The organism is Burkholderia anthina, from assembly GCF_902498995.1.
Classification (GTDB): domain Bacteria; phylum Pseudomonadota; class Gammaproteobacteria; order Burkholderiales; family Burkholderiaceae; genus Burkholderia; species Burkholderia anthina.
In genome coordinates this window covers 22,026-34,707 of sequence record NZ_CABVLY010000008.1, presented here as the reverse complement: position 1 = coordinate 34,707, position 12,682 = coordinate 22,026, and the positions used below count along the sequence as shown (strand labels likewise).

The 12,682-nt window shown below is 66.0% G+C and carries 11 protein-coding genes and 1 pseudogene; 7 read left to right on the top strand and 5 right to left on the bottom strand.

All coding sequences use genetic code 11. The features are described 5' to 3' along the window. Positions 1–285 precede the first annotated feature (285 nt). On the top strand, positions 286–567 hold the full coding sequence (locus tag BME24068_RS12495) for a hypothetical protein (RefSeq protein ID WP_096499919.1): 282 nt from the start codon (positions 286–288) through the stop codon (positions 565–567). A gap of 572 nt (positions 568–1,139) precedes the next feature. Here BME24068_RS12495 and BME24068_RS12490 read toward each other — a convergent pair. After that, on the bottom strand, positions 1,140–1,349 hold the full coding sequence (locus BME24068_RS12490) for a hypothetical protein (protein ID WP_096499921.1): 210 nt from the start codon (positions 1,347–1,349) through the stop codon (positions 1,140–1,142). Positions 1,350–1,848: 499 nt separating this feature from the next. Between BME24068_RS12490 and BME24068_RS12485 the strand changes: the two genes are divergently transcribed. The 3 genes from BME24068_RS12485 to BME24068_RS12475 all read left to right on the top strand — a co-directional run bounded on the left by BME24068_RS12485 (position 1,849) and on the right by BME24068_RS12475 (position 4,898). After that, a complete protein-coding gene (locus BME24068_RS12485; RefSeq protein WP_096499923.1) occupies positions 1,849–2,703 on the top strand; it encodes a helix-turn-helix domain-containing protein in 855 nt (284 codons plus the stop codon). 141 nt (positions 2,704–2,844) lie between these two features. Then, positions 2,845–4,512 (top strand): ATP-binding domain-containing protein, encoded by a 1,668-nt coding sequence (locus BME24068_RS12480; protein ID WP_174926245.1) that lies wholly within the window; start codon positions 2,845–2,847, stop codon positions 4,510–4,512. A 146-nt stretch (positions 4,513–4,658) separates the two neighbouring features. Next, positions 4,659–4,898, top strand: a complete 240-nt coding sequence (locus BME24068_RS12475) for a hypothetical protein (protein ID WP_174926244.1) — start codon at positions 4,659–4,661, stop codon at positions 4,896–4,898. Positions 4,899–4,967: 69 nt separating this feature from the next. Here BME24068_RS12475 and BME24068_RS12470 read toward each other — a convergent pair whose 3' ends face one another. Then, a complete protein-coding gene (locus BME24068_RS12470; protein ID WP_174926243.1) occupies positions 4,968–6,527 on the bottom strand; it encodes a methyl-accepting chemotaxis protein in 1,560 nt (519 codons plus the stop codon). Positions 6,528–6,756: 229 nt separating this feature from the next. Here BME24068_RS12470 and BME24068_RS12465 point away from each other — a divergent pair, with 229 nt between their 5' ends. Next, entirely contained in the window at positions 6,757–8,271 is a 1,515-nt protein-coding gene (locus tag BME24068_RS12465) for an MDR family MFS transporter (RefSeq protein ID WP_174926242.1), read from the top strand. A 72-nt stretch (positions 8,272–8,343) separates the two neighbouring features. On the opposite strand, the gene BME24068_RS12460 is transcribed toward BME24068_RS12465, so the two are convergent. Next, on the bottom strand, positions 8,344–9,342 hold the full coding sequence (locus BME24068_RS12460) for a quinone oxidoreductase family protein (RefSeq protein WP_174926241.1): 999 nt from the start codon (positions 9,340–9,342) through the stop codon (positions 8,344–8,346). A gap of 130 nt (positions 9,343–9,472) precedes the next feature. Between BME24068_RS12460 and BME24068_RS12455 the strand changes: the two genes are divergently transcribed. Further along, entirely contained in the window at positions 9,473–10,399 is a 927-nt protein-coding gene (locus BME24068_RS12455) for a LysR family transcriptional regulator (protein WP_174926240.1), read from the top strand. 32 nt (positions 10,400–10,431) lie between these two features. On the opposite strand, the pseudogene BME24068_RS12450 reads toward BME24068_RS12455, so the two are convergent. Then, positions 10,432–10,572, bottom strand: a pseudogene (locus BME24068_RS12450) (integrase core domain-containing protein); the annotation flags it as partial. Between the two features lie 234 nt (positions 10,573–10,806). Between BME24068_RS12450 and BME24068_RS12445 the strand changes: the two are divergent. Beyond that, positions 10,807–11,577: an SDR family NAD(P)-dependent oxidoreductase gene (locus tag BME24068_RS12445; protein ID WP_174926239.1), complete on the top strand. Its 771-nt coding sequence runs from the start codon at positions 10,807–10,809 to the stop codon at positions 11,575–11,577. 318 nt (positions 11,578–11,895) lie between these two features. Here BME24068_RS12445 and BME24068_RS12440 read toward each other — a convergent pair whose 3' ends face one another. Continuing rightward, positions 11,896–12,681 (bottom strand): maleate cis-trans isomerase family protein, encoded by a 786-nt coding sequence (locus tag BME24068_RS12440; protein WP_174926238.1) that lies wholly within the window; start codon positions 12,679–12,681, stop codon positions 11,896–11,898. Between the last annotated feature and the right edge of the window lies 1 nt (position 12,682).

Sequence of the window (12,682 nt, the reverse complement as noted above, 5' to 3'; positions counted from 1 at the left end):
GGTTCGTTATCCGACGCATCCGAGCGTCATCGGAACGTCACTCTCACCGACATACCATCGCTGTCGATTCGAGCGATGCATGCGATTTCCTTCGTCACGCTCGGGAACGGATCATGCTCGTCGCACGAAGAATTGGAACCCATTTATTTTCTTTGACGGATGGCGTATTACCGGCGAATATTCGCGTCGATCGATCGGTTAGTACTTCTCAAAAAATTCGTTGTTCGCCATGTAACGATGACCTTACTTTGCTTCGCCAACTGATACTTGATCGAAGGGGTGGAAATGATGCCGTTGTCCCAGGATGTGAGCATCAAAAAGACCGTCACCGTATCGAAAGCATCCACGCCATCACCCGTTTTCTGGAAGTCGGATCCGCTGGTCGCGACACCGCCGCCGGAACCGAATTCCGCAACGCCCGACCTGCGCGACTTCTTCGCCGCGGCCGCGCTGCAAGGGTTGCTGTCACGCGACGCCGGCCGCAACGTGTCGACGATCGCCGACTACGAATCCAAACGCGCGGTCAGCGCCTATCGATTCGCCGACGAAATGTTGAAGGCGCGATGAACCGGCACGCCCGCCGGGCCGGACCGGCCCGCGCGCGCTCGTCGTCCTCCGGCCTTCGTCATCGCAAACACCGCCCGTAGCCGCCCGAACGACGCGGAGAACCTGGTTCAATTCCCGGCATGAATGGCCTGCTCGATGCTCATCGTGCGGGGCGGATAGTTGCCCGCTTCATCGTCGGCGACGTGAATCCTGGCCGGTCGACTCTCGAACGACAACACGATCCGGACAGTTTCATCGCGAACGACGGTCCGCATGCACAAGGTGGGCATTCGAAGTCGCCAATCGCGTTATCTTGAAATTGAAACGATCGGTCCCTCACAACGTGAGGCATCACGCCACGGAATTCCCTCGTCATTGACAACGGTTGCACATGAATTCGGATCGGCCGGCCGCCATTGCCGGCTGGACGCGCGATCCTTCACGCTGCGCCGCACAGGCGCGAACGCACGCAAGCGCGCGCCGCGCCATGCGTTGGCGCGGCGCGCGCTTCGGATGAATGGGGACGCCAGCGGATCAACGTAGGCCGTCTTGCCGGTCAATCCGGCACCCGCCTCGCGCGGGTATGCCGCGCACTACGCGTAGCGGCTCAGCCACTCTTCGGAGAATTTTTGCGCATAGGTGACGGCTTCGACTTCGGTATCGAATTCGCCCAGGTTGCGGAACGCTGCTTCGCGGCTGAAACCCAACTTCGTAACCTCGACCTGGGCGGCGTACTTGCCGTCCGCCGTCACGCGCGGTTCGCAGTTCATCTCGTAGCCGCGCATCACAAATTTCTTCTGCATCGGTTCAAAGCATTTTTTTGAGACGGGGAATCGTAGCATGTGAGCGCCGTGCGTTCGGGCTCGCCAATAAATGTATCTACCTCGGTTTCACTAGAGGAAACCATCCACTCCCGTCGGATATCCTGTACAGAATTGTCGACTGCGGGGGAGCCGCGATGCCGGCGTCGTGCCGCGATGGCACGCCCACATCTGGTGCATTGCGTCCCCGCCGCGGTGCATTCCATGCCGAGCCGCGTGGAATACGCTCGCGGTATGCCGCGATCCGCGCCTGAGGGTTTTCAACGCATCTTTCGCACTCGCGCAACAACCACGATCAGACGTAACGTCAAGACACACCTTTCACACAAACGCACTTTTCGCTGCATGGAATAACGGCCGTTTTGCGGTAAAGTTATCTTTTCCGCGCGTGGCCGGTCGGCTCGCCACTGGACGTCGTCAAGACTGTCCGCCGAGACTGCCGCAAGGCGTCATTCTGAACGTCACGATCCGTTCCCGTAGCATGACCACTGAAGCAATCACCACGGATTCCCTCGCGGTTGCCGAGCGCGTGCGCGAGCTGATGAGCCGTAACGGCATCGGCAAGCGCCAGCAGACAACCGAGCTGTGCCGTATCCTCGACCTGAGTTTTTCGCAGGGCCATCGCAAGCTGCGTGGCAGCAGCCCCTGGACCCTCGCGCAAATCAAGAAAGTCGCCGAAGCTTACGGCGAGCCCGCCGCCCAGCTGTTCGGCGCGCAGGCGCTCGACCCCGGCATGGTCGGCGCCTATTCGCAGGAGGCCGTCCTGTATGCCGGCGTCGCCGAAATTCCGTGCACCGCATGGATCGGCGCGCCGCTCGAAGCCGGTGCACGCCCCGAATTCGTCGCGTACGAACAGAACGGCCGCTGGCGCGTGCTGCGCCATACCGGCGTGCTGTACCAGAACGCGTACGACGTGCACAAGATCGAGATCTATCCGCGCCGCGCCGAGAGCGACAAGCTCGTCGTCGCGGTGATCGATCCCGATCGCGTCAGCGCGACCGAGCTGTGCCGTTATCTCGAACGGCAGGGTTTCGCGACCGCCGCGTTCGACGGCCTCGCGCCGTTCGTCGACGCACTGCAGGGCCAGGCGTTCGACGCCGTCGTCACCGAATGGCTGTTCGACGACAGCACCGCCGCGACCGCGATCAAGGCCGTGCGCACGTCCGACAATCCGGGCGCGCCGATCTTCGTACTGACGGGCGACCTGCTGACAGGCCGCGCAAGCGAAGCCGACATCAGCGAAGTGATTCGCGCGTTCGACGTCGTCTGCTACGAAAAACCCGCACGCATGGCGATCCTCAGCGCCGATCTCGCGAAACGGCTCGCGCGCGGGTAGCGCGGGCAATTCGCGGCCTTCGGCCGCGACCGTCCCTCTTCCGAATGGCCAACGTCCGTGCTGCACGGCGGTCGTGAACAGGATCCTCAGTACAATAGCCGAACCTGTTCACGCCCTTATCGGCATCCGCCGCCCGAGCTCATGGCCCGCCTCATTCCCGACGACTGGAAAAGCCTCGCCGCCACCGGCGCGGCCGAACGCGAGCGCGAGACGCTCGCGGCCCTCGAACACACGCTGCCGGACAGCTACACCGTCTATCACGGCGTGCACTGGACGCGTGCCGATCAGGGGTTCTCGGTGTTCGGCGAAGCGGCGTTCGTCGTCGTGAGCCCGGCCGGCCGCGTGCTGCTGATCGAGCAGAAGGCCGGTTTCCTGCGCGAAACGCCGAAGGGGCTCGTGAAGGTCTATCTGCAAAAGGAACGCAATGTCCCGATCCAGCTCGCGCGTACCCAGGAGACGCTGCACCGGCGCCTGACCGCCGCGCTCGGCGCGGGCGTCTACGGCGTCGAGGCGCTGCTGTACTGCCCCGACTATTCGATCCGCGAAACGGCGATCGCCGGCGTCGCGGCCGACCGCATCGTCGACGCGTCGCGCAAGGCGCAACTCGCGCAGGTGATCCTGCAGATCCTGCCGGAACACGACGAGCCGTTGCCGAACGCCTCGAAGCTGCATCATTTCCTCGCGGACGAGCTGGCGCTCACGCCCGACACGAGCGCGCTCGTCGGGCAGGCCGGCACGCTCGTCACGCGGCTGTCCGGCGGGCTTGCCGCGTGGGCGCGCCAGCTCGAATTCACGCCGTTCCGGCTGCGTGTGACGGGCACCGCGGGTTCGGGCAAGACGCAGCTTGCGGTGCAGGCGATGCGCGACGCGGTCGCGGCCGGCAAGCGGGTGCTCTACGTATGTTTCAACCGGCCGCTCGCCGACTACATCGCACGCATCGCGCCGGCCGGCGCGAAGATCGCGAACTACCATCAACTGTGCGACTGGGTCGCGCGCGACGGCGGCTATACGCCCGACTTCACCGTGCCCGGCGCGTTCGAGCGGCTCGAGGCGCGCTTCGCGGAAGCACCGGTTCCGGAACACTGGCGCTTCGACGTCCTGATCGTCGACGAGGGGCAGGATTTCCATGCGCCGTGGGCTGCCGCACTGGAGCGCCTGCTCGCGCCGGACGGCGCATGGTGGTGGCTCGAAGATCCGCTGCAGAACCTCTACCTGCGCGAGCCCGTCGCGCTGCCCGGCTGGGTCACGCTGAAGGCGCTGACGAACTATCGCAGCCCGCGCGATCTGCTCGAATTCGTGCGCGACGTCGTCGGTCGCGTCGAGCCGCTTGCGGCCGAACTGCGCTCGGGCAGCCCGTTCGACGGTTCCGATCCGTCGGTGTCGTCATACGGGGAAGATGGCGCATCGGGCGACGCACTCGCCGAAGCCTGCATCGACGCGACCAAGCGCGCGATCACGCATGCGCTGTCGCTCGGTTTTCGCAAGCAGGACATCGCGGTGCTGTCGTATCGCGGCCGTGAAAGCTCGGTGCTCGCGTCGCTCGACCAGCTCGGCCCGCACCGGATCAAGCATTTCACGGGCAAGTACGACCTGTTCGGCAACCCCGAATATCGCGAAGGCGACGTGCTGCTCGATTCGATCTACCGCTTCAAGGGACAGTCCGCGCCGTGCGTGATCCTCACCGAGATCGACTTCGAGACACTCGATGCGCGTGCGGCTCGCAAGCTGTTCGTCGGTGCGACGCGCGCGACGATGAAACTGCTGCTCGTCGCGTCGTCGCGGGCGGCCGTGCAGCTCGCGGCAAGCTGACACCACCATCGGTGGGCCGCCGGCACGCGTTGCACTGGCCCCACCGCCCTTCACGTGACGCGAAACGCGCCCACTTTCCGCTTATTGCCGTCCGCTCCACATATCAGCGGGTTTGCTCACTTACGATCCGCCACTAGGATGCCACCTTGACGACACCCCCCCCCCTGTTTGACCTGCTCGATCGACTTGATACCGCGAAAATCCACTACAGCCTGAGCCGCAATCGATCCGACAGCGTGCTGGTCTCGATCACGGTTGTCGGAATGCGTGTCGAAGTGGACGTATTCCGGGACGGGCACGTCGAGGTATGTACATTCACGGGCTCGGAGAGCCCGACGGACGACGCCAGTCTTCTCACCCGGATCATCCAGGACAACATGGACTGAATTTCACCGTGAAGTGAGTCCGGCGACGCACACCTGGACAACCACGCTGCCCCGTCGCCCCACCATCACTCAAGCCACCTGAAACGCCCCCACCGCCCGACGCAGCCCGTCCGCCTGCTCCTCGAGCGACGCCGCCGCCGCTGCCGCCTGCTCGACCAGCGCCGCGTTCTGCTGCGACACCTGATCCATCTGCGACACCGCGCGGTTCACCTGTTCGATCCCGTCGCGCTGCTCGTTCGACGCGGCGGCGATCTCGGTCATGATGCCCGTCACGCGGCCGATCGCCTGCTGGATGTCCTGCATCGTGTCACCGGCCACGCCGACGAGCCGCGAGCCCGTCGCAACGCGCTCCACCGATTCGCCGATCAGCGTGCGGATTTCCTTCGCGGCGGATGCCGAACGCTGCGCGAGCGTGCGCACCTCGCCCGCGACCACCGCGAAACCGCGGCCCTGCTCGCCGGCGCGCGCGGCTTCAACCGCCGCGTTCAGCGCGAGGATGTTGGTCTGGAATGCGATGCCCTCGATCGTGCCGATGATGTCGGCAACCTTCTGCGAACTCTGGTCGATCTCGTTCATCGTGCCGATCACTTCGCCGACGACCGTCGCGCCGCGCGTCGCGATCTCGCTCGCGTCGTCCGCGCAGGCCTGCGCTTCGACCGCATGATCGGCGTTCTGCTTCACGGTCGCCGTCAGTTGCTCCATGCTCGCGGCCGTTTCCTGCAATGCCGCGGCCTGTTCCTCGGTGCGCTGCGACAGATCGGTGTTGCCCGCCGCGATCTGGTGCGTCGCGGTCGAAATGGCCTCGGAGCCCTGCGTCACCTGACGCACGGTATCGGCGAGACTGCGCTGCATGCCGGTCACGCCCCTGACCAGCTCGGCCATTTCGTCGCGCGACGACCAGCGCACTTCCGACGTCAGATCGCCTTCCGACAGGCGGCGGAAATGCGACAGCAGCCGGTTCACCGGCTGCGTGATCGCGAAATGCAGGCCGACCGCGCAACCCAGGCACGCGGCCAGGCCGAACGCGATGCCGGCGATCGCACCCGCGCGCATCCAGCCGTAATACATCTGCGCGGTGTCGTAGACCGCCTTGCCGCGCTCGGCCTGGTACGTATCGAGCGCATCGGTTGCCTGCGTGAGCGCGACCGACAGCGGCGGCGCGACCGTCATCAGCAAACGGTCTGCCTCGTCACGGCGCCCGTCGCGGATCGCGTCGATCAGCGGCTTCAACCCCTGCCCGATCAGCGCCTGGCGCGCGGTATCGAGCCGGCCGGCAAGCGCGCCCTCGTCACCCTCGTGCGGCAGCGCCGCATATGTGCGCCACGCGGCGTCGGCCTTCGCGAGATAGCTCTCGGCCTTCTTGACGAGATCCGGCACTTCCGGCGCGTCCGGATGCAACAGCACGCGATCGAGCGTCGTACGCACGATCGTCAGGTTCAGGCTCGCGGCCGACAGCGCGGTCTTCGCGGCCAGTTGCTGCGTATAGGCCTTGTCGAGCGCGCGGTTCGAACTCTGCATGCCGACGAGGCCGATCAGCCCCGACACGACGAGCAGCACGGCGACGAGACCGAGCGTGGAGAAAATCCGCGTACGGATGGAGAAACGGGAAAACAGGGCGTTCAGGTTCATGACGGCACGTGAGCGATAAAAAAATATGGCGGCAATCGGTCCGCGGCACTCTGGATTACGGTTTGCCTGCAAAAAACTTGAGTCCGGCCCCCTCTCGTCGTGATCCCGATCAAATTTCCTCGCGGCAACCTTCTGTTACCGATGCAACAAATCGAGCTCCGGCAGAAATTGACCAGTCAATGAATTGCCTCTATATTTCGATCAATTCCCTGCCATGGCAGATATCTCAATGAGAACCCATACCCTTGTTGCTCCGCCGGCCGCCGAGGCGGCCCGTCGCGACGCGCCGACCGGGCTGATCATCGCCGCGCTGCTGCTCGTGATGCTGCTGTCCGCGCTCGACCAGACGATCGTGTCGACCGCGCTGCCGACGATCGTCGGCGAGCTCGGCGGCCTCGACCAGTTGTCGTGGGTCGTCACCGCCTACCTGCTTTCGTCGACGATCGTGCTGCCGCTGTACGGCAAGCTCGGCGACCTGTACGGCCGCAAGATCGTCCTGCAGGCCGCCATCGTCCTGTTTCTCGCCGGCTCCGCGCTGTGCGGCGTCGCGCAGGACATGACGCAGTTGATCGTGCTGCGCGCGCTGCAGGGGCTCGGCGGCGGCGGGCTGATGGTGGTCACGATGGCCGCGATCGGCGACCTGGTGCCGCCCGATCGCCGCGCGCGCTATCAGGGGATGTTCGGCGGCGTGTACGGCCTCGCGACGATCATCGGGCCGCTGCTCGGCGGCTTCCTGGTCGAACACCTGTCGTGGCGCTGGATCTTCACGATCAATCTGCCGCTCGGCTTTCTCGCGCTCGCGGTGATCGGCCTCGCATTCCGGCCGCACACGGCGCACGTGAAGCACCGGATCGACTACATGGGCGCCGCGTTCCTCGCCACCGCGCTCACCTGCGTGATCCTGTTCACGAGCGAAGGCGGTTCGCTGCTGCCGTGGTCGTCGCCGCAACTGTGGATGACGCTGGTGCTCGGCCTGGTCGCGGTCGGCGGCTTCATCTACGAGGAACGCCTCGCGGCCGAGCCGATCATGCCGCTCGAGCTGTTCCGTCAGCGCACGTTCGTGCTGATGGGCCTGATCGGTTTCGTGGTCGGCATCGCGCTGTTCGGCTCGGTCACGTTCATTCCGCTGTATCTGCAGGTCGTGAAGGGCTCGACGCCGTCGCAGGCCGGGATGCAGTTGCTGCCGATGATGGGCGGGATGCTCGCGATGTCGGTGATCAGCGGCCGGCTGATCTCGCGGCTCGGCACGTATCGCCCGTTTCCGATCGCGGGGACGCTGATCGGCGGCATCGCGATGGCGCTGCTGTCGACGCTGTCGCTCGACACGCCGCTGCACACGATGTACGCGTACATGGCGCTGCTCGGCATCGGGCTCGGCATGGTGATGCCGGTGCTGACGCTCGCCGTGCAGAACACGGTCGAATTCCGCCACATGGGCGTCGCGACGTCGGGCGTCACGCTGTTCCGCTCGATCGGCGGCTCGATCGGCGTCGCCGCATTCGGCGCGCTGTTCTCGCACGGGCTCGAATCGCGGGTGATGCAGGCGCTGCCGGCCGGCACGGCGCTGCCGCCCGCGCTCGGCCCGGCCGCCGTGCATCAGTTGCCGGATGCCGTGCGCGACGCGTACCTGCATGCGTTCGCCGGATCGCTGCACGTGGTGTATCTCGCGGCGGCGGCCGTGATCGCGATCGCGTTCGTGCTCGCGTGGTTCGTCGAAAGCGCGCCGCTGCGCACGCATCATTGAGCGGTACGGAGGCCGCGTCGCCGCGGTCTCCATCGAAGCCGCGACGCGCGGCGCCCGCCGCGCCACCCGCCGTCACGGCACCAGCACCACCGCCCCCGTCGTCTTGCGCGACTCCAGCATCCGGTGCGCATCGGCCGCCTGCTCCAGCGGCAGCCGCGCGCCGACCTCCACGTGCATCCCGCCCGCGAGCCGTTCGAGCGTCGCGCGCGCCGCTGCCCGATACCCGGCGACGTCGCGCGCGATGAAGCCGAGCACGCTCGGCCGAGCGAGCGCGATCGAGCGCGCCGGCCCGAGTTCGTCGAGATCGATCGTGTGCCGCGCGCCGATCGCGGCGACCTGCCCGATGCTCGCGACCATTCCGAACGGCCGCACCGCGCCGAGCGTGCGCGTCAGTACGTCGCCGCCGATCCCGTCGATCGCATAGTCGACGCCCGCGCCGCCGCCGAACGCGCGCGCCGCCGCGACGAAATCCGCCTCGCGATAATCGATCACCGCATCGGCGCCATGCGCGCGCACCAGCGCCGCCTTCGCGGCCGAGCCGACCGTGCCGATCACCCGCGCGCCGAGCGAGCGCGCCCACTGCGTCGCCAGCAGCCCGACGCCGCCGGCCGCCGCATGCACGAGCACGGTATCGCCGGCGCCGACCTGCCGCACACGGTGCAGCAGCATGTAGACGGTGATCCCTTTCAGCAGCGCGGCGGCGGCCGCATCGTCGCTCACGCCGTCGGGCACGGGCACCACGCGCTCGGCAGGCAGCGTGCGCACGCTCGCGTAGCTGCCGGTCGGCAATCCCGCATATGCAACTCGCTGCCCCGCGACGAGATCCGTCACGCCGGGCCCGACCGCGTCGACCACGCCGGCCGCTTCGACGCCGAGCGCCTCCGGCAGCGCCGGCAACGGATGCGCGCCCGTCCGGAAATAGATGTCGACGAAATTCACGCCGACGGCGGTCTGGCGAATCCGGACCTCGCCGGCGCCCGGCAAACCCGCGGGCGCATCGACGCGGCGCAGCACGCCGGCGTCGCCATAACGGTCGATCCCGATCCGGGTGGCAGTCACAGTCTGGGTCATGACGTCCTCGCAATCGAATGAAGTGACACGATCATCCCATCGTGCATAATCAATCGGAATTCCCGCTACGCGCCCATCTACTGTGCAAAATTCGACCGATCCAGATCCCGTTGCGGCATCCCCATTGCCGATGAGCTGGGACGACTTGCGCTATTTCCTCGCGGTAATGCGCGGCGGCAGCCTGTCGGCCGCCGCCCGGGCGCTGCAGGTCCAGCATTCGACCGTCGCGCGGCGCGTCGACGCGCTGGAGTCCGCGCTCGGCATCCGGCTGTTCGACCGATTGCCGCGCGGCTGGCCGCCGACCGACGAAGGGCTGCAGCTTGCCGAGCATGCGGCGCGCGTCGAAGCCGACGTGCATGCGTTCGCGCGCGCCGCCCAGGGCGCGGCGACGCTCGACGGCGTCGTGCGCGTATCGGCGTCGCCGGTGTTCGCGAGTCACTTCCTCGCCCCGCGGCTCGCCCGTGCGCAGCGTGCATGGCCGGCGCTGCGGATCGACCTGATGGGCGAGATGCACGCGGCGAACCTGTACGCGCGCGAAGCGGACCTCGCGGTGCGTCTGTCGCGGCCGAGCGAGCCGGGGCTGGCCGCGCGCCGGCTCGGCACGATGCGCTTCGCGCTGTGCGCATCGCCTGAATGGGCCGCCGCATCGCCCGACACATGGGCGTTTCTCGGCTACGACGATGCGCTCGCGCAAATGCCGCAGCAGCAGTGGCTCGAACGCTTTGCGGCCGGCCGCCGCTTCGCGTTCATCGCGAACGATCTGGCCGCGCTGCATCGCGCATGCGTGGCCGGCGCGGGCATCGCGTTGCTGCCGCGCTTTCTCGTCGACGATCCCGCGTCGGACACGGATGCGGACGCGAATACGGACGCGCCCCACACAGTCGCTGCGTCGTTGTCGGCGCCCGCTCCGCTCGTCGAATTGACCGCCGCGCCGCGCTGCGACGTCGAGCGCGAGATCTGGCTGGTCGTCCACCCGGACGTACGCCGGTCGCCGCGCGTGCAACGCGTCGCCGACGCGATCGCGGACGCGGTCCGCGCGGCGGACGGCCATCTGTAGGCGGGCCGCCACCGCACGAGCCCACGCTCGTTCAGGCATGCGTCGCGGAACCGCCCGTTGAAGCGCTCGATGGAGACGCTCTCCACCGGCTTGCCGGGCCGAATGAACGACAGCACGACGCCTGCTTCGTAGCGCCATACATCCGGACCAACGAACCCCGGCCCGCCGACCATGGTGATGGATGCGGGTACGCCTCGCATCTCTTCCGAACACTCAACCCCGCGTTGCTGTACAGACACCGGATGCCCGTGTGGTTGGCGAAGCAGCCCTCCCGCCGCAACAGCACGTGAGTCCTGCGATAGCCGTAGCCACGGCGATTTTGATTGACACCTCGCATGTACGACACTACTGTCGACACTTTACCCCCCCTCTGTTTTCACAGGGGCCGATTATTGACGAGGATTGAAATGGCAGCCGACGATATTTTTGCGGTCAAGGACCAGGTGGTTTGCATCAGCGGAGCGAGCCGCGGGCTCGGCAAAGGACTCGCACGAATGTTCGCGGAACGCGGGGCACACGTCGTCATCGGCTCGTACGACGCACGGGAGCTCTCGGCCGCGCAGGCTGAATTGGCGGCGGACGGTCTTGACATCTCGACCGTGGTCGCCGATGTATCGGACCCGAATGCGTGTGCCGCGCTCGTAGAGCAGACCGTTCAGAAGTTCGGTCGCATTGATACGATGATCTGCAATGCGGGAGTAGACAAAATCAAACCCGCCGAAGACTACGAAAGCCACGAATGGGACCAGATTCTTGATGTGAACCTCAAGGGCGCCTACTTCTGCGCGAAGTACGCTGCCAAGGCGATGCTTTCCGCCGGCAGAGGAAGCATCGTCATGACGTCGTCGATTGCGGGCAGCTCGGGTATCTCCGGGCTCACGCCCTATGCCGCATCGAAAGGCGGTATCGACCAGCTCGTCAGAACCATGGCGGTGGAATGGGCGCCGCGCGGGGTTCGTGTGAATGCAGTCGCACCGGGCTACATCAACAACTTCATGGACGGCGTCGACAACAGTTCCTCGTCGCCTTATCAGCAGCGTGCGATGGCGCGCACTCCGATGGCCCGCCGTGGCGAAGTTGGGGAATTCGGCGGCGCGTACATTTATCTCGCCAGCGACGCGTCTTCCTATGTAACCGGCACGGTCCTCTTCGTGGACGGCGGGTATAACGCCGCGTAAATAGCCCGGCCGAAGCGGAAGTCCGGGCGCCCCGGCTAGGTCCGGCCTTCCGTCTTTTGCACCGGCCCAGTGGCCCCAGTGGCAATGCACGGCCAGCCGTCCATCCAACACAACTCAGCAAACCGCGGTCGCCGTACGGTTGCGATGCATCGCAAATTGCGCCCTCGATCTCAGATCGGCAACCATCGGCCGGCGCCACGCGAACAGCGTGTGCGTTCGACGGGGATTGGAGAAGCCGCGAATCAACAGCGAAGCGGGCGCAACGCAAGTGCGGCCGTCTCTCGCAGGACGGCCGCACTTGCGTTGCGGATCAGATCTTTACTGCGCGTTCTGAATGGCGAAAAGCCGGCCAAACTGCGGCAACTCGTCTTTGACGCCCGCGAGGCGTAGCGCATGCCATGCCATTGCGTGATTGCTGGAGGTCACCGGTTTGCCAAGCTCGCCCTCGATGAGCGCCGCCTGGTCGGCCAAGCGCAACGACGTACAAGAGACGAAGACCGCATCCACGTCCTCGTGTCGGCCCAGTGCCAGGATGGCGTTGCGAACTGACTGCGCGTCGATGCGCGCCACTTCGTTATCGTCCGAATGCTCGAATGACCCCATCCGGACGACGTTGATGCCGCGATTCACCAGGTAGTCGCGCATCGATTCGTTGATGGTCCGCATGTACGGCGTCAGCAGCGCGACACGCTTCGCTCCCAGCGAGTTCAACGCGACCCGGGCGGCGGTGATAGGTGTGGTGCACGCTGCGTTTGGCCGGGATTCCCTGATGCGGGCAATGACCCGGTCCTCCCCGAGAACCATCGATGCGGACGTACAACCGAACGCCACCACATCGAGCCGCTCGCCAGGCCGAATCACTGCAACCCCCGGCGCAATCCGGTCGTCCATTTCCCTCAACGTCTCCGGCGTGATTTCCGCCGAATTCACGATTCGGCTTTCGTAGAATCCGACCCCGTCGATCGACAGGAGCTTGCGCCATTCATACTCGATCGTATGGTCAGTTGCGAGGACGACCAGGCCGATTGCGGCCCGGTCGGAGATACCGGCATCAAGGGCGAAATCGAGCTTCGCATAGCGCTCCGCGTCTTCGAGAGTTTCCATG